Source organism: Luteitalea sp. (genome assembly GCF_044337415.1).
In the GTDB taxonomy this organism is placed as follows: Bacteria; Acidobacteriota; Vicinamibacteria; order Vicinamibacterales; family Vicinamibacteraceae; genus Luteitalea.
In genome coordinates, this window is record NZ_JBIINP010000085.1 from 1 (window position 1) to 17451 (window position 17451).

Here is a 17451-nt window from a genome sequence, read left to right on the forward strand (position 1 = left end):
TCGCCCGCCATGAGGTCGCGAGCGAGTCGGCCGATCCGGAGCGCCGCGGCACAGTGCGAACTCGACGGCCCGCGCATCACCGGGCCGATGACGTCGTTGAAGATCGAGACAGCGTTCATGGTGTGTTGGCGATCCTACACGGTGCGCGCCCCGTGTTGCAGGACCCGCGTCGCACTGCCGCGATGCCGGGACACTCGGGGCGCCATGTCCGGCGCGCGGCACCCGCACCCACGGCGGGCGCGACCCGCGACGAGGTCGCGCGTGGAAACCGGATGGTCGCCCGCCTCCCGGCGTGCGAGGCTGTGGCGTGTCCCACACGCGACTCCGCTGGACCCAGGCCTGGGCCGGGCCCTACGACTGGCCCGCGATGCAGGCGTGGCTCGCGGCCCGGGCGCTCGACGATGTGGAGGAGGTGACTGGTGGGAGCTACAAGCGCACGTGGCGCATCGGTGATGTCCGCGGCGTGATCGAGGTCAGGCCACGCGTGGCGTCGGCGTGCCTGGACGTCGATGCGGTGGCCGATGGGCCGGTGCCAGGCGAGGCGCTGGCGGCCCACGTCGTGCGGGTGTTCGATCTCGAGCGCGATCTGGCCGTGGTGTCGGCCGCGTTGGGGACCGACCCGTGGATGGCGGCCATGCTGGCGCGTCATCCAGGCGTGCGCGTGCCCGGGGGCTGGGAACCCTTCGAGCTCGCGGTGCGTGCGGTGCTGGGCCAGCAGGTGACTGTGCGGGCGGCCCGGGCGCTCGTCAGCACCGTGGCGCGACTGGCGGGCCCCGACATGCCCGCCGGCCTGGCGCGCGCGGGCCTGACACGCGTCTTTCCGACGGCGGCCGAGGTGCTGGCGGCCGATCTGTCACCGCTGCGGGTGCCGGCGTTGCGGCGCGCGACCGTCATCGCCCTCGCGCAAGCGGCCAGCGACTCAGACGACCTCTGGACGCCCGACGAGTCCCTCGAGGCCATCGTCACGCGCTTGCGCGGCGTGAAGGGCGTCGGCGAGTGGACGGCGCAGTACATCGCCTTGCGGGCGCTGCGGCATCCCGACGCGTTTCCCGCGAGCGATGTGGGGTTGTTGCGCGGCGCGGCCGATGCTGCGGGCGTGCGCCCGTCGCCGGCCGACCTGCTGGCCCGCGCCGAGGCCTGGCGCCCGCACCGGGCCTACGCGGCGCAGGTGTTGTGGGAGTCATGCCTCATGCGCCATGACTCATGAAGTCATGCGGCATGAGGCATGAGTCATGACCAATGCCTAGTGCGCGCCGGCAGCCGTGATCGTGCCGCAGGCGATGCGGTCACCGGCGTTGCCCGCCGGGTCGGTCTTGAGGTCGTCGGCCTTGGCGTGGATCACGAGCGCGGTGCCGCCGTTGGTGAACAGCGAGTTCGCGCCCTCGCCGAGGGTGACGGCGGTGTTGGTGATGGTCTTCTGCAGCGTGCCGTCGGCGCCCACGGTGATGTTGGGCATGTCGCCGGCGTGGTGGCCGTTCGGGTTCTCGAGGCCGTGCTGCTTGGTCGCCGGGTTGAAGTGCGGACCGGCCGACGTGAAGGCCGGACCCTCGCACTTGGCAACCGCGTGCACGTGGATGGCGTGATCGCCGGCCGGCAGGTTCGAGAGCGAGAGCGCGATCGAGACGCCCTCCTTGGCCGACGTGATCATGGCCATGCCGACCGACTGCCCCTTGCCGTCCTGCAGGTTCACGTGGAGCATCTTCGGCGCCTGGGCCGCGCCGACGAGGCCGGTCGCGATGATCGCGGCCGCGCCGAGGATGATGGCGAATTGACGTCGCATGGGTGAGGGTCCTTTCGAAGCGTCCGGCAGTCCGGACGGAAATGATGTCGCTCCCATGATGCCTTACCGCGCCATCCCGTCCACGCGCGTCCGGCTGTCAGACTCGTGCGCCACGCCCGTCCGGGAGTCATGCACACGCCCGAGGTTGTCCCCGGTCCGTCGAGGTGGTACGCTTCCCAGGAGGCGAAACAAAATCGAATGTCGCTCCCACGCTCACGCGCCCACCTCGAAGCGTTGCTGCAGGCTCGTCGGCTCGACGGCACCCTGGCCGGGCGGGTGCCCGCCACCGGGCTGCTGTCGACGGGGCTGCCTGAACTCGACACGACGCTCGGCGGCGGGTGGCCCCGCGGCCATGTCTCCGAGATCGTCGGGCCGGCCTCCTCGGGGCGGACGCGCGTGCTCGTCTCCACCCTGGCGGCCGCGACCACCCGTGGCGACGTCGCGGCCTGGATCGACACGGTGGATCGCGGTGATCCGGCCGGGGCGGCGGCGGCCGGCGTGCGGCTGTCGCACGTGCTGTGGGTGCGGGGGATGCCGTTGTCGCCGGGCGTGCTGGCGATCCGGCCCCGGCGTGGCGACCCCGATCTCACCCACACCGTGCTGCAGCGTGCCCTGAAGGCCGCGCACCTGGTGGCACAGGCCGGCGGCTTCGGCGTCATCGCGCTCGACCTGTGCGACATGCCGGCGTTCGCCCTGCGGCAGGTGCCGGCCTCCACGTGGCTGCGCCTGCACCGGGCGGTGGAGGGGCGCGAGTCGGTGCTGGTGGTGCTCGGCGCCGACCCCATCACGCGCAGCGCCGGCGGCGTGTCCGTCCGCGTCCAGGGCCGCCCCCGCTGGGAGGGCGAGAGCCCACGCGCCTGCCGCCTGGCGGGCATGGACTGCGCCCTGCGCGTGGTGGGCAGCCGCAGCCTCGACCCGTCGCGCGAAGTCCAGGTCGCCCTCGCCGGCTGAGCTCTGCCCTCAACCTTCAACCTTCTGCCTTCATCCTTTTGCCTGAGCCCTGAGCCCTTCTGAGGCATGAGTCATGAGGCATGACGCATGACGTTCGCCGCCCTCCACCTCACCTCCGCGCCCGTCGGTCTGACGCATGAGCAGCTCCTGACGCGACTGTCGGCCGTCGCCGCCGACATGACGCCGCGATGGGAGTGCTTCGGCGCCGCCGCGATCGTGCTCGACGTGTCGGGCCTGCAGCGCATCTTCGGCGGCCCGGCCGACATCGCCGCCGCGGCCCGCACCCTGGCCCTCGAGCACGACCTCGTCGTGCAGGTCGCGATCGCGCCCACGTGGGTCGCTGCGCTCGTGCTCGCGGGCGCCGGCGTCGAGTCGACCGTCACGGGGCGCGACGTCGCCGCGGCGCTGGCACCGCTGCCCGTGGAGGCCCTGGCGGCAGTGCCCGGCGTCGACCTCGTCCTCGAGGGCCCCGCCCGCGTGCGTCGCCTCGGCGGGGCGCGCAACTACCGGCTGTCGGCAGGCCTCGGTCTGTTGAACCCGGGGGCGACGCCTGCGGCCGCCAACGAGGAAACCGGCGCGGCACTGGTGCGCACCGCAGAGGCGCCCCTGCGCATGCCCGCAGGACGCCCCTGGCCCGATGTGCTGGCGACGCTGCAGCGCTGGGGGATCACCACCTGTGGCGCGCTCGGTCGCCTGCCGGCGGCCGACCTGCAGGCGCGGCTCGGGGAGCGCGGGCTGTGGCTGCAGCGCCTGGCCGTGGGGCTCGAGCCGCGGCCGCTCCGCCTGCAGCCCGTCGAGGTTGCCTTTGCGCAGACCCTCGAACTCGAATGGCCCATCGACGGGCTCGAGCCGCTCTCGTTCGTGCTCGGGCGCGTGCTCGATCCGCTGTGCGCGCAGCTCGAGGCACACGACCGCGCCGCCGCCGTCGTGCGGCTCACGCTCCGGCTCACCGATCGCCAGGCGCACGTGCGCACCATCGACCTGCCGGTGCCGGTGCGCGAGGCGCGGGTGTTGCGTACGCTGCTGCTCCTCGACCTCGAGGCCCACCCGCCGCATGCCGCCATCGATGCGGTCACCGTCGACGTCGAGCCCGTCCCCGGCCGCATCGTCCAGTTCTCGCTGCTGCGCAAGGCGCTGCCGTCCGACGACCAGCTCGCGGCCTTGCAGGCCCGGCTCACCGCCCTGATGGGGCAGGGGCGCACCGGCGCGCCCGCGCTCGTCGATTCCCATCGCCCCGGGGACGTGGCGATGGCGCCCTTCACGCCATCGGGCGTGGAAGGCACCGACGATGGCCCTGCGGCCCTGCTGGCGGCGCTCGGCCTGGCCGCCTCGCGCGATGCGGGGCGGGCGCGCGAGGACGAGCGCGAAGCCGCGCGGGAAGGCTGGCTCGACACGGCCGGGTATCACGTACGTCGCTTGCGCCAGCCCTGGCCCGTGCAGGTGGTCGTGGGATCGGGGCGCATCCCGGTGGCCATTCGCTTCGGCATCCGCTCGCGCGATACGGCCTTCCGAGACGGCGCCATCGTGCAGGCGGCCGGGCCGTGGCGGTCGTCGGGCGCCTGGTGGCAACCGGCCACCGAGGTCGAAGGCGCCTGGGATCGCGACGAATGGGATGTCGCGCTGGAGACCGGTGCGGCCTATCGCGTGTTCCAGGATCGGGCGACGGGGCAGTGGTGGGTGGAGGGCGAGATCGATTGACCGCGCAGGACGCGGGCAATCGATCTCCCCAATGCCGCGATGCCGCGATGCCGGGAATGACGAACAGAAGGACAAAGGCCGAAGGCGACTGCCTAGTCCGGACGTAGCCGTCGAGCTTGCTCGACGGTCAGGGGCACGTCAGGGGAGGCAGGCAGCCTGTTACCGTTCCTGATCAGTGCGCCGTGGCCGGCAACCTGCGCACCAGCAGCACGGCGATCAGCGCGAACACGGCCATCCACACGCTCCACGGCAGCCCGGTCATCGACGGCAGCGTGAGCTTGCCCCAGGCGCCGAGCGGCAGCACGTGCGCGACGAACCACGGATGCGCCTCGGCGTAGAGTCCGGCCCCGGCGATGCCGCCAAGCACGCCCACGACGGCGTCGCGGTTGCCTTCGCCGATGGCGGCGATGGCTGTACCCGGGCACAGCCCCAACACGGCCATGCCCACGCCAAACAGCACGCCCCCGAGCACGTTGGCGCCGAGCAGCGTGGCCTTCACGTGCAGTGTGGCGACCAGTCCTGCCTGGTGCAGGCCGAGCACGCCGACCCCGCCGACGACGATGGCGGTCACCATGACCTTCACCATCGTGAAGTCCTCGAGCAGGAACTGGCGCAGGATGTTCACGCTCCGCGTCATCCCGGCCTTCTGCAGCAGGAACCCGAACACGAGCCCAGTCAAGGCGCCGGCGAGCAGCACGCGCCCGGCAGCGAAGACGCCCATCTCGAATCCCATGTCAGCGCTCCCCGGCCAGCGCGGAGCCGCGCAGCCGTCCGTACAGCAGGTAGGTGGTGGCGATGCCGGCGACGAACAGCACCGCGGTGAACACGAAGCTCGACACGGCGAGCTGCAGGCCGCCCGAGATGCAGTGGCCCGACGTGCAGCCGCCGGCCAGCCGCGCGCCGAACACCATCAGCGCGCCGCCGAGGAAGGCCGCCACGTCGCGCCGCACACGCGACGTACCGAATCGCTGGCGCCAGTAGTCGGGCATCGATGGCCCGGCGCTGCCTCCGCCCAGTCGCCACGCGAGGAACGCCCCGACAGGCAGCATCACGTCGAGCGCCATCTGCCAGTCGAATGGCGGCTTGGCCACGACGAGCGCCGACAGGTACGAGGTCTCGCGCACGTGGGCCGGGTTGACGATGTGCTCGACCATGCCGGCGGCGGAGGCGAGGGACGTGGAGGTGCCGAGCGCCTCGCCCATGAGCCAGAACGTGATCCAGGACAGGACGCCGATGCCGGCGCCTGCGGCATACGGGGACCATCGACGTGCGGTGAGCGGGTTGCCCATGTTGTGCGGTGCCGATGGTATCGCCTTCGCATGAGACATGAGGCATGAGGCATGAGGCATGAGGCATGAGGCATGAGGCATGAGAAACCCGGAACCCGACTGTGTCTCTCGCGTACCTGTCTGAGTGACATCCGGAGAGCGCTTCGCGCGACGCGTATTCATGGGGGCCGGCATCTACGGCCTCATCGTCCTGCTGCCGCAGTACTTCATGGAGGCGCAGATCGGGCGCGACTCTCCGCCCGCGATCACGCATCCCGAGCATTTCTACGGGTTCGTGGGCGTCGCGCTCGCGTGGCAGTTCGCGTTCCTCGTGATCGCGCGCGATCCGCAGCGGTTTCGTCCGTTGATGCCCGTGGCGGTCATCGAGAAGCTGGCGTTCTTCCTGCCGACCCTGTGGCTGTTCCTCGGCGGGCGCGTGGCGGCGGCCGTTCTGGGGGTGGCCACGGTCGACCTGCTGCTCGGCACGCTGTTCCTCGCGTCGTTCCTCCGCACTCGCGACGCGGCAGCGCCGCCTGCGTCGACGTAAACGTCGACGCCCACGAACAGAGGTGGCTGACGTCGACGCCCACGAACCCGGATGTTCGTGGCGGTCGAACCTTGGTTCGACCGTCCCCATGCGCAACTCAAGCGGCCCGTTCGCAGTTGATCATCCAGCTCAGGCCGAAGCGGTCCTTCAGCATGCCGAAGCGGGGCGCCCAGAAGGTCTCCGCGAGTGGCATCACCACGTGACCGCCCTCGGCCAGCGCCGCGAAGATGCGCTCGGCCTCGCCGGTGTCGTGCAGCGTCACCGACACCCACACCGCGTCCTTCGGCCCGTCGCCACCGGGGCCGTCCGAGCCCAACAGCACGGCGCCGTGCGCCTCGAGCCGCGCATGCATGATGTGGTCGGGCGACTGGCCGGGCTGCTGCACGCCGCCGGGCATCTCACCGTAGGTCGAGAACGTCACGTCGCCGCCCAGGCACTGCGCGTAGGTCGAGAAGGCCTCGCGGCACTGGCCGTTGAAAATCACGTAGGGATTGATCTGCATGCGCACGTCTCCTGCCGCTCGCGTCGATTCGCGTGCGCGGCAGTGTATGCGACGGCCCCGCCGGGCGAGTCTGACAGTGGCCATTTGAAATTGGACATTTGAAATTCTCGTGGGGCGCGGCTTCGCCGTCGCCCCTCGGGATGCCTCGAGCGAGCGAAGGCCGAAGGCCGAGCCGCCGATCAATTTCAAATTTCCAATTTCAAATTGCCAGGGTCAGTTACGATCGCAGCTGAAGTGAGTTCCACCGCGGCCGTTCCCGCCACCCTCGAAGACGTCCTCGCCAGGTACTGGGGCTACACGCAGTTCCGGCCGCACCAGCGGGCGGTGATGGACGCGATCCTGGCCGGTCGTGACTCGCTGCTCGTGATGCCCACCGGCGGCGGCAAGTCGCTCTGTTTCCAGGCGCCCGCGCTGCTGCGGCCTGGCCTGGCCGTGGTGGTGTCGCCGCTCATCTCGTTGATGAAGGATCAGGTCGACGGCCTGGTTGCCAATGGCGTACCGGCGGCCTGCTATCACAGCGCCCTCGACGAGGATCAGAAGCGGGAGGTGACCCGCGGCGTGCGCGAGGGGACCACGCGGCTGTTGTACGTTGCGCCCGAGCGTCTCGTGGGCGAGGGCGGCGACCGCTTCGTGCGCTGGCTCGCGCAGGTGGGCGTGAGCTTCATCGCCGTCGACGAGGCGCACTGCATCAGCCAGTGGGGCCACGACTTCCGCCCCGAGTACCGGCGGCTCGGCGAGATCCGCGCGCAGTTGCCCGGCGCGAGCATCCACGCGTTCACCGCCACGGCCACCGGCCGCGTGCGTCGCGACATCGTGACGCAGCTCGGCCTGCGTGACGGGCTCGAGGAGGTCGGCTCGTTCGACCGGCCCAACCTCGTGTATCGCGTGCTGCTGCGCGACCAGCTGAAGAAGCAGCTGCTCGAGGTGCTCGGTCGTCATCGCGGCGAGGCGGGCATCGTCTATTGCCCATCGCGCAAGGAGGTCGACGCGCTGGCGGCGTGGCTGAAAGAAGAAGGCTGGAGCGCCGTGCCGTATCACGCCGGCCTCACCTCCGACGAGCGGTCGGCCAACCAGGAGGCCTTCCTCACCGAACGCGCCGACATCGTCGTCGCGACGGTCGCCTTCGGCATGGGCATCCATCGCTCGAACGTGCGCTTCGTGATTCACACCGGCGCGCCGCAGTCGCTCGAGCACTACCAGCAGGAGTCGGGCCGCGCGGGCCGCGACGGGCTCGAGGCCGAGTGCGTGCTGATCACGTCGGCGGCCGACTTCCTGAAGTGGCGCGTGATGCTCGAGAAGAACGGCGAGCTCACCGAGTCGGCGCAGGGCCTGCTGCGCGACATCGAGCGCTACACCGCGAGCACGCGGTGTCGGCACCGGCACCTCGTGCAGTACTTCGGCGAGACCTACGACCGCGACGACTGCGGCGCCTGCGACGTCTGCCTCGGCGAACTCGAGCTCGTGGACGATGCGGTGACGATCGCGCGGAAGGTGCTGTCGTGCGTGGCGCGTGTGGAGCAGCGGTTCGGGGCCGCGCACGTGGCGACGGTGCTGGTCGGCAAGGCGTCTGAGGCCGTGACCGCGCGAGGGCACGCGCAGCTGAGCACCTTCGGGCTGTTCGCGGGCGTGCCGATGACCGAGGTGCGCGGCTACATCGAGCAGCTCACGGCGCTCGGCTACCTGCGGCAGACGCCTGGCGACTATCCGGTGCTGGTGCTGGCTCCCGAGGGGCGCCAACTGATGCGCGACGGGACCAGCGACCAGCCGCTCGCGTTGTTCCGCCAGAAACGGCGCGCGAAGGATGCGGGGCCACGGCGGTCGCGCGTCGAGACCGAGTCGTGGGAGGGCGTGGACCGTGCGCTGTTCGAGCGCCTGCGCGAGGTGCGGCTGGGCCTGGCCCGCGGGCGCGGGGTGCCCCCGTACGTCATCTTCCACGACACCACCCTGCGCGAAATGGCCCGGCTTCGCCCCACGACCGAGGCCGCCCTCCGCGACATCTATGGGGTCGGCCAGCGCAAGGCCGAAGATGTGGGGCTCGCCTTCCTCGATGCCATAAGGGCGTCAAATACCGATTAAATTCGCCTCTTTACGCTTTCTCTTCGCTGCGCTATCGTCGCTCCATCGGCCCCGCCCTCGGGGCCTTTTTCGACGACAGAGCTTTCGCTTTTTATTTGCCTTTGTCGGGTATCGGGTATCGGGAAGCGGGGAGCGGGGGCACTCCCAGAGCAGATGGCCATCCGCTCCCCGTAACCCGCGGCCCGTAACCCGCTGCCCGTCCCCGCTCCTCGCTCCCCGTAACCCGTAACCCGCTCCCCGTGTCCTACATCGAACTCCACACCGCCTCGGCCTTCTCGTTCCTCGATGGCGCCTCGCTGCCGGAGGCGCTCGTCGAGCAGGCGAAGACGCTCGGGTACGACACGCTCGCGCTGCTCGACCGCGATGGCGTGTACGGGGCGCCGCGGTTCTACCAGGCGGCGCGCAAGGCGGGCCTGCGGGCGCTCGTGGGCGCCGAGCTCACGATGCAGACGGGCACGCCGGGACGCGATCCGTCGCGGGCGCCGCTGCACGCACCGCTCATCTGGCGCCTGCCGGTGCTCGTCGCGTCGGCCGAGGGGTATCGATCCCTGTGCCGGCTCGTCACGCGGATGAAGCTGGCGGCTTCAAAAGGGCAGGGCGCGCTCACCATCGCCGATCTCGACGGGCAGGTCGGCGGGCTCGTGGCGGTGGTCGGGCGGCCGATGCTCGCTGCCGATCGGCACGGCGTGGCCGGCCTGCTCGATCAGCTCGTGGGCGTGTTCGGGCGCGGGCAGGTGTACGTCGAACTGCAGCGGCACCTCGCGCGCGACGAGGAAGCCGACAACCGCATCCTCGTGTCGGCGGCCGAGGCCTATCGCGTGCCGCTCCTGGCCACCAATGGCGTGCGCTTCGCCACGCCCGAGGCGCGGCCGCTCTACGACGTGCTCACGTGCATCCGGCACGGCACGACGCTCGAGCACGCGGGACGCCGCCTGGCCGCCAACGCCGAGCGCTACCTGAAGTCGCCGAAGCAGATGGCCGCGCTGTTCCGTGACCTGCCGCAGGCGGTGGCCAACACGCGCACGCTCGCCGATCGGCTCGACTTCACGCTGGCCAACCTCGGGTACCGCTTCCCCGACTATCCGGTGCCCGACGGCGAGACGCAGATCTCGTTCCTGCGGCGCATCACGGAGGCCGGCGCGCACTGGCGGTATCGTCCGCTCACCGAGAAGGCGCGGCGGCAGATCGCGCGCGAGCTCGACCTGATCGAGAAGCTCGATCTCGCCGGCTACTTCCTCATCGTCTGGGACCTCGTCAACTACTGTCGGCAGCAGGACATCCTGGCGCAGGGGCGCGGGTCGGCGGCCAACAGCGCCGTGTGCTACAGCCTCGGCATCACGGCGGTCGATCCGGTGGGCATGGAACTGCTGTTCGAGCGCTTCCTGTCGGAGGAGCGCGGCGAGTGGCCCGACATCGACCTCGACCTGCCGAGCGGCGATCGGCGCGAGCAGGCGATCCAGTACCTCTACACGCGCTATGGCGATCGCGGCGCGGCGATGACGGCCAACGTGATCACCTATCGCGGGCGCAGTGCGGCGCGCGAAGTGGGGAAGGTGCTCGGTTGCCCGCCGGAGATGATCGACACGCTCGCCAAGGTGATGAGTCCCTTCGAGTGGAAGGATCCGCAGGACACGCTGGCGCGGCACCTGCGCGAACTCGGCGTCGATCCCGACCTGCCGCAGATCCGCCAGTTCGGCGACCTGTGGATGCAGATGCAGGACATCCCGCGGCATCTCGGGCAGCACTCCGGTGGCATGGTGCTGTGCCAGGGCCGGCTCGACGAGGTGGTGCCGCTCGAGCCGGCGAGCATGCCGGGCCGCGTGGTGGTGCAGTGGGACAAGGAGGACTGCGCCGACATGGGGATCGTCAAGGTCGATCTCCTCGGGCTCGGCATGCTGGCGGTGCTGCAGGAGGCCATCACGATCGTCAACACGACGGCGGCCGAGCAGGCGCGTGCCGAGCGTGGTGGGGATCTCGAATCCGATCCGCCGCCGGCCATCGACCTCGCGCACCTGCCGCCGGACGACCCGGTCGTGTACCAGATGCTGCAGGAGGCCGATACGGTGGGCCTGTTCCAGGTGGAGTCGCGCGCGCAGATGGCGACGCTGCCGCGGCTCAAGCCGACGTGCTTCTACGACCTGGTCGTCGAGGTGGCGATCATCCGCCCGGGGCCGATCGTCGGGCAGATGGTGCATCCGTACCTCGCGCGTCGCCGGGGCGCCGAACCCGTCGTGTACGCGCACCCGTCGCTCGAGCCGATCCTGAAGCGCACGCTCGGCGTGCCGCTGTTCCAGGAGCAGTTGCTGCGGATGGCGATGGTCGTGGCGGGGTTCACGGGCGGCGAGGCGGAGGAACTGCGTCGCGCGATGGGGTTCAAGCGGTCGGAAGCGCGCATGCGGCAGATCGAGGGCCGGCTGCGCAGCGGCATGGCCGAGCGCGGCATCACGGGCGAGACGGCCGAGACGATCCTGCGGTCGATCTCGTCGTTCGCGCTCTACGGATTCCCCGAGTCGCACGCCGCGAGTTTCGCGCTCATCGTGTATGCGAGCGCCTACCTGAAGGCGTACTACCCGGCGGCGTTCTACACGGCGCTCTTGAACAACCAGCCGCTCGGGTTCTATCACCCGGCCACGCTCATCAAGGACGCGCAGCGGCACGGCGTGCGCTTCCTGCCGGTAGACGTCCAGCACTCGCAGTGGGACTGCCGCATCATGGACGACGGCGCTGTGCGCCTCGGCTTCCGCATGGTGCAGGGACTGCGGGAAGAAATCGGCAGGAAGATCGCTGACGGCTCAGGGCTCAAGGCTCAGGGCTCAGGAAATGGCTCAAGGCTCACGGCTCACGGAGACGTAGCCGCCGGGCATGCCCGGCGGTCAGCGGCCCAGGACGATGCGCTGACCTGTCCCAAATGCGGCGCCGATGATCCGTCGATGTTCGAGCACGACGTGCACGGCGAAGGACGTCGCAGCTATTGCGGCGTTTGCGCGCACGATTGGGAGGACACGGCGCCGGGTACCGGGTACCGGGTTCCGGGTACTGGTGCGGCCGCCGCGGCCACGAAGGCCGAAGGCCGCATGCCGAAGGCCGTCCCCGTACGCTGGTCCTCCCTCGACGCCCTGGTGGCCGCGACGGGTATCCGGCGCGACGAACTGAACACGCTGGCGAGCCTCGGCGCGCTCAATGCCTTCGGTACCGACAGGCGCGGCGCGTTGTGGGAGGCCGAGCGCGTGGTGCGGCCCACGGGCGACCTCTTCGCGATGCTCGACGAGGAAGCGCCTCCGGTGCGCGTGGGCAGGGACACGGCTCAGGCACAGGCACAAGGCTCAGGGCCCAAGGCTCAGGAGGCGCCGCAGGTCTCAGGTCTCACGTCCGAGAAGGTCCAGGCCAAGGGCGGGTTCCCGACTCCCGAGGAGACGCTCCCGACTCCCGATTCCCGATTCCCGACTCCCGATGCCGTGCCCAAGGCCGACTTGTCCCGCCGAAGCCTCGACGATGATCGGGAGGCGAAGGCGGACAGTGAGCAGGCGAAGGCGGAAGGCGGACTGCCGACTGCCGAGGGTGTTTCGACTGCCGACTGCCCACTGCCGACTGCCGACAGGGTGGGCGACAGTCCGTTACCCCCCATGACCCCCATGGAGCGCATCGTCGCCGACTACCAGGGGAGCGGTGTGACGATCGGGCCGCACCCGATGACGCTGCGGCGCGCCGACCTGCGGCTGCGCGGCGTGTTGCGATCGGACGAACTCGTGCGCACGCGCGGCGGACGTCGTGTGCGTGTCGCCGGTGCGGTGATCACGCGGCAGCGCCCCGGTACGGCCAAGGGCATGGTGTTCCTGACGCTCGAGGATGAGGCCGGCCTGGCCAACATCATCGTGCGGCCCGACGTGTTCGATCGCCAGCGCGCGCTGGTCATGCGCGCACCGTTCCTGGTAGTGGAGGGCGTGCTGCAGCAGCTCGAGGGCGTCACCTCGGTGCGCGCCGAGCGCGTGATGGCCTTCGGCGGCGACCAGCTTCGCACGCCGTCGCATGACTTCCGATGAGGGCTCACGGCTCAGAAGGCATTCCGCTTCAGGCAATCCAGGCACGCACGCAACGATCCCTTGCATGCACATCCGAATCGGGATGCTCTTTGAGCCCTGGTCCCTGAGTCTTGGGCCTGATGCTGAGCCTTGGGCCTTCTCCAGCCCCCAGCCCCCAGCCCCGAGCATGTAGGACAATCTGCGCATGTCTCGTTTCCGCCCCCTGCTGGCCATCACCATGGGCGACCCGGCGGGCGTCGGACCGGAGATCCTGCTCGCGGCACTCGCGACCCCGGCGATGCACGAGCGGTGTCGCGCGCTGGTGGTCGGCGACGCGCGCATCCTGGAGCGCGCGGCTCGCTTCCTCGGCGCGGCGGGTCCAGCTCTTCGCTTCGAGGTCGTGCGCACACCAACTGACGCACGCTTCCTCGACGGGCACATCACGGTGCTCGACCTCGCCAACGCACCTCCCGACGACTGTCCCGTCGGGCAGGTGAGCGCCGCGAGCGGCCGTGCGTCGGTCGAGTACGTCTTCGAGGCGTGCGACCTCGCGCGTCGGCACGAGGTCGACGCCATCGTCACGCTGCCCATCAACAAGGCCGCGATGAACCTCGGTGGCCACGCCTACGCCGGACACACCGAACTGCTCGCTGACCGCACGAAGGCTGGCAAGGTGAGCATGCTGCTCGTCGGACCGAAGCTCCGGGTCGTGCACGTCAGCACCCATGTCGCACTCGAGGAGGCCATCGGTCGCGTCACCCGGCAGCGCGTTGGCGAAGTGATCGACCTTGCCGCGCAGGCGTGCCGCGTGCTCGGCGTCGACGCACCGCGTATCGCCGTCGCCGGCCTCAACCCGCACGCGGGGGAGGGCGGCCTGTTCGGCCACCAGGAGGCGCGCGAGATCGTGCCCGCCATCGAGGACGCCCGGGCCCGCGGGCTCGACGTCTCCGACCCGCAACCGCCCGATACCGTCTTCCTGCGCGCCGTCCGCGGCGCCTACGACATCGTCGTCGCGATGTACCACGACCAGGGACACATCCCGATGAAGTTGCTGGCGTTCGACGAGGGCGTGAACGTGAGCCTCGGCCTGCCCATCATCCGCACGTCGGTCGACCACGGGACGGCCTTCGACATCGCCGGCACGGGCCAGGCGCGTGCCGACAGCCTGCATGCGGCCATCGACGTCGCCCTGCAGATGGTGCGGGCGCGCGAGGACGCTGCGGCGCGCGCGTGACGACCAGTCGACTCGCGCTTCTCGCCGACGACCTCACGGGCGCGGCCGACACGGGCGCCGCGTTCGCGGCCGTGGGGCGTCGCACAGTGGTGCTCCTGTCGCCCGACGCGCCAATTCCGCCCGACGCTGATGTGCTGGTGATGACCAGCGAGTCCCGCGCCCTGCCGCCCGACGACGGCGACGAGGCCACTCGACGCTGTGCGAGCCACATCTCGACGTGGATCGGTGACGACGCATCGGCCCGCGGGTACGTGAAGATCGACTCCACGCTGCGCGGTCATCCGGTGATGGCACTCGCCGTGGTGATGGATGGGCTCGGCGTCCGTGGCGCGCTCGTCGCCCCGGCCTTTCCCGCGCAGGGCAGAACGACGGTGCGCGGACGCCAGTGCGTGAACGGCGTACCGCTCGAGGCCACGACGTTCGGTGGGGAGGTGCCGACTTCAGATCTCGCAGTGCTGTTCGGAGCGAACGCTCCCGAGCGGGTGGTGCGGCTCTCACGCGACGACCTGCAGCACGGCACCGATCATGTCGCCCGCCTGCTGGCTGCCGAGGATCGCGTGTGGATCGCCGACGTCGAGGACGACGCCGATCTCGCGATGCTGGCTGCCGCCGCACTCGCGTCACCGCTGCGCGTGCTCTGCGGTTCCGCCGGCCTGGCGCGCGCGCTTGCTCATCGACGCTCGCAGGGGCTGGGGGGGCGGGGCTGGTCCGACGATCGGGCCGGGCTCGGAGAGCCGGCCCTACCGTCACGGGACGAAGGACGTGGGCCAGTCCTGGTGGTGACCGGCAGTCGACACTCCGCGACCGCAGCCCAGGTGGAAGCACTCCGCGAATCGGGCGCGTTGGTCGTCAGCCCGGACGCATCGTATCTGACCAGCGGCGCCGCGGATCAGGCCTCGGCTACGGCCGCGCGGATTGTCGACGGCCTCGCCGCGGGGCGAGTGACGGTCCTGGCGACGAGTGGCCTGCCGGCGGTCGACATCGGCGGCGCCGTCGTCGCTGCCAGGCTTGCCGCGATCGTGGCGGCAGTGTGCGCGCGTGTGTCCGTCAGCGGCCTCGTGCTCACCGGCGGCGATACGGCCGCGGCTGTCTGCGCCGCGCTCGGCTCGACGAGCCTGTGGCTCACCGGCGAGCTTCAGCCGGGCATCGCCACGGCAACGCTGATCGGCGGTCGCCATCCGGATCTCGCCATCGTCACCAAGGCCGGCGGCTTCGGTGACGATGGGGCACTTGTCGATGCGGTGACGTATCTGGCGCCAGGCGCGGCCGCTGACTGAGACGCGAAGGCACGTGACCCGAGCCGTGGTCATGTGTGAACGAGTCACGCCCCGTCGTCTGCCGCCCGGTGGCGCTACTTCTTGACCAGTTCCACCCGACGGTTCTTCGCGCGACCGTCTTCCGTGCGGTTGTCGGCAACGGGCGTGGTCTGGCCATAGCCCTTGGCAGTGAGTCGAGCGGCCGGCACGCCGCGCTCGATCAGGGCGGCCATCACGGCCTTCGCGCGCTGGTCCGAGAGCGTCAGGTTCGCGTCGGGCTTCCCGACGTTGTCGGTGTGCCCACCGACCTCCACCTTCAGTCCTGCGGCGACCTTCAGCGCCCCGGCCGCCTCGTCGAGCACCTTGGCCGAATCGGGCGTGATGGTGGCCGTGCCGGTATCGAAGTTCACCGAGAGCGTGATGAAGCCCTCCTTGGTGAGCTTGTCGGCGATCTCGGTGACGCTGACGTCCTGCTTCATGGCCTCGCGCTGCGTGACCGTCATCACGTAGCTCCCCTCGTCCTGGCTGGCCATCAGGAAGGCCCAGGTCTCCTTGGGGCCCTTCACGAACTTCATGGTCAGGGCGAAGCTCATGCACCCGTTGCCCATGTTCGGCATGCGCCCGTCGTCGTACTTGGCCTTGCACCACCCGGGCCACTGGCCCTCGATGGTGCCCCCGGCTTTCTTCGCCGCGTTCTCGAAGTTGCGCATGATCTGCAGGCCGCTGGCGGGGGTGACGCCCTCCTTCATCGCGTAATGGAGGAACTCCACGGGGCCTTCGATTTCCACGGCCTTGGTCTCGCCGTCCTTGTCGGCCGGACCGACCGGGAAGGCCCGCATGTCGAACTGGCTGCTGGAGCACGCGTGGATACGCATGTTGGGCATGCGCGTGAACAGCGGGTGGTCCTTGCAGCCCTCCGCGTCATCCTGGGCAACAGCCGGAGTCGTGCCGAACAGGCACAGGGCCAGGGCGCCAACGACCATCGATTTCATGTCGAGTCTCCGATTTGCCGCAGCGCGAAGGGCTGCCTGCGGCAGCATCCATGCGGTCGGTCTCGGGCGGCGTGCCAGGGACCAGGGGCATGGTCCACCACTATCAAGTACGGCTGCGGTCCCGCGCCTGTTTCAGACACCGCGACGGGGCGCCGCCACGGGGCGAGATCTTTCCACCGGCAGATGGGTGCGTAGCCGTCGGGCTTGCCCGACGGTCAGTGTTCTTCCCTGGAGGTCTCGCTACCCGGTAGCGCCGACGACAGCCGCAGCCAGCGTGACATCCAGCACCCGCGCACCGGGGCATGCGGTCACCACGCGCGCGGCGAGACGGGCGCGTGCCTCGGCAGACGACGCCAACACCGTCAGCGACCCGCCGGCGCCGCCCGCGCCGTTCACCTTCACGCCCAGCGAGTCCGCGCCGGCGACCGCCGAGATGATCGCGCGCGCTTCGTCGTTGACCAGCGACGGATGGAGCGCCGCCTGCGCCTCGGTGTTGCGCGTCAGGATGGCGCCGTAGGCCTGCAGGTCGCCGGCGCGCAAGGCGTCGGCGCCGGCGTACGCGCACTGGCGCAACGCCTCGAGTCGCGGATCGTTGCCGCCCGCATCGGTCAACTGCTGCACCACGAGGTGATGCACTGCCGATGAGTCGTGGCCGCGGGCGAGCAGCACCACCAGCAACTGCGCGTCGAGCGCCTGCCGCGTGTCGTCGGCGATCGCCAGGGCCTCGCACCGGGCGTGCGGGTAGGCATCCATCGTGATCAGGTTGATCCCGCCAGCGGCGGCTGCCCACTGATCCTGGATGCCGCTCTGCTGGCCGAGTCGCTCGGCCTCGACCGCGTGCGCGCGCCGTGCGAGTTCCGCCGGACCGATCGTGGCGCCGGTAGCCCGCGCGAGCGCCGACAGCACCGCCACGCACACGCTGGCCGACGTCCCCATCGACGCCCCGGGCGGAATCACCGACCCGACCTCCATCGCCCACGCGCCCTCGCGCACGCCGGCCTCGTCGAGGCACGCGGCAATCAGGGGATCGGGCGTTCCGCGCGGATCGACACCGGGCGTCCAGTGCCACGTCCGCCCGAAGTTGCGCAGCCGGACCTCGACGCCGGCGGGGCCGTCGACGGCCCGTAC

14 protein-coding genes are annotated in these 17451 nt (G+C 70.6%); 8 read left to right on the plus strand and 6 right to left on the minus strand.

Annotated elements, in window-relative coordinates:
* Positions 1-307: 307 nt before the first annotated feature.
* On the plus strand, positions 308-1207 hold the full coding sequence (locus tag ACIRDX_RS13275; RefSeq protein WP_396625914.1) for a DNA-3-methyladenine glycosylase family protein: 900 nt from the start codon (positions 308-310) through the stop codon (positions 1205-1207).
* A gap of 36 nt (positions 1208-1243) precedes the next feature.
* Here the strand turns inward: ACIRDX_RS13275 and ACIRDX_RS13280 are convergent, their stop codons facing one another.
* Complete coding sequence (locus tag ACIRDX_RS13280) at positions 1244-1780, minus strand: superoxide dismutase family protein (protein WP_396625915.1); 537 nt, start codon at positions 1778-1780, stop codon at positions 1244-1246.
* A gap of 198 nt (positions 1781-1978) precedes the next feature.
* Here ACIRDX_RS13280 and ACIRDX_RS13285 point away from each other — a divergent pair, with 198 nt between their 5' ends.
* Both ACIRDX_RS13285 and ACIRDX_RS13290 read left to right on the plus strand, forming a co-directional pair.
* Complete coding sequence (locus ACIRDX_RS13285; RefSeq protein ID WP_396625916.1) at positions 1979-2731, plus strand: hypothetical protein; 753 nt, start codon at positions 1979-1981, stop codon at positions 2729-2731.
* A gap of 87 nt (positions 2732-2818) precedes the next feature.
* Positions 2819-4429, plus strand: a complete 1611-nt coding sequence (locus ACIRDX_RS13290) for a hypothetical protein (RefSeq protein ID WP_396625917.1) — start codon at positions 2819-2821, stop codon at positions 4427-4429.
* Positions 4430-4601: 172 nt separating this feature from the next.
* Here ACIRDX_RS13290 and ACIRDX_RS13295 read toward each other — a convergent pair whose 3' ends face one another.
* On the minus strand, positions 4602-5162 hold the full coding sequence (locus ACIRDX_RS13295; RefSeq protein WP_396625918.1) for a YeeE/YedE thiosulfate transporter family protein: 561 nt from the start codon (positions 5160-5162) through the stop codon (positions 4602-4604).
* Position 5163: 1 nt separating this feature from the next.
* Positions 5164-5757, minus strand: coding sequence for a YeeE/YedE thiosulfate transporter family protein (locus ACIRDX_RS13300; protein ID WP_396625919.1), 594 nt, complete (start codon positions 5755-5757; stop codon positions 5164-5166).
* 85 nt (positions 5758-5842) lie between these two features.
* Here ACIRDX_RS13300 and ACIRDX_RS13305 point away from each other — a divergent pair, with 85 nt between their 5' ends.
* Positions 5843-6244, plus strand: a complete 402-nt coding sequence (locus tag ACIRDX_RS13305) for a hypothetical protein (RefSeq protein WP_396625920.1) — start codon at positions 5843-5845, stop codon at positions 6242-6244.
* 97 nt (positions 6245-6341) lie between these two features.
* On the opposite strand, the gene ACIRDX_RS13310 is transcribed toward ACIRDX_RS13305, so the two are convergent.
* A complete protein-coding gene (locus tag ACIRDX_RS13310) occupies positions 6342-6746 on the minus strand; it encodes a VOC family protein (protein WP_396625921.1) in 405 nt (134 codons plus the stop codon).
* 234 nt (positions 6747-6980) lie between these two features.
* On the opposite strand from ACIRDX_RS13310, the gene recQ reads away from it, so the two are divergent.
* The 4 genes from recQ (at position 6981) to ACIRDX_RS13330 (ending at position 15352) form a co-directional block, all read left to right on the plus strand.
* Positions 6981-8822 carry a DNA helicase RecQ gene (gene recQ / locus ACIRDX_RS13315; protein WP_396625922.1) on the plus strand — a complete coding sequence of 614 codons (1842 nt, stop codon included), beginning with the start codon at positions 6981-6983 and terminating at the stop codon, positions 8820-8822.
* Between the two features lie 239 nt (positions 8823-9061).
* Positions 9062-12862 (plus strand): error-prone DNA polymerase, encoded by a 3801-nt coding sequence (locus ACIRDX_RS13320; RefSeq protein ID WP_396625923.1) that lies wholly within the window; start codon positions 9062-9064, stop codon positions 12860-12862.
* 184 nt (positions 12863-13046) lie between these two features.
* A complete protein-coding gene (pdxA, locus tag ACIRDX_RS13325) occupies positions 13047-14075 on the plus strand; it encodes a 4-hydroxythreonine-4-phosphate dehydrogenase PdxA (RefSeq protein ID WP_396625924.1) in 1029 nt (342 codons plus the stop codon).
* Entirely contained in the window at positions 14072-15352 is a 1281-nt protein-coding gene (locus ACIRDX_RS13330; RefSeq protein WP_396625925.1) for a four-carbon acid sugar kinase family protein, read from the plus strand. Before pdxA ends, ACIRDX_RS13330 begins: the two co-directional genes overlap by 4 nt.
* Before the next feature lie 74 nt (positions 15353-15426).
* On the opposite strand, the gene ACIRDX_RS13335 is transcribed toward ACIRDX_RS13330, so the two are convergent.
* Both ACIRDX_RS13335 and ACIRDX_RS13340 read right to left on the minus strand, forming a co-directional pair.
* Positions 15427-16323 (minus strand): OmpA family protein, encoded by an 897-nt coding sequence (locus ACIRDX_RS13335; protein ID WP_396625926.1) that lies wholly within the window; start codon positions 16321-16323, stop codon positions 15427-15429.
* 240 nt (positions 16324-16563) lie between these two features.
* Positions 16564-17451 (minus strand): hypothetical protein (locus tag ACIRDX_RS13340; protein ID WP_396625927.1); only part of this gene is annotated, 888 nt, incomplete at its 5' end.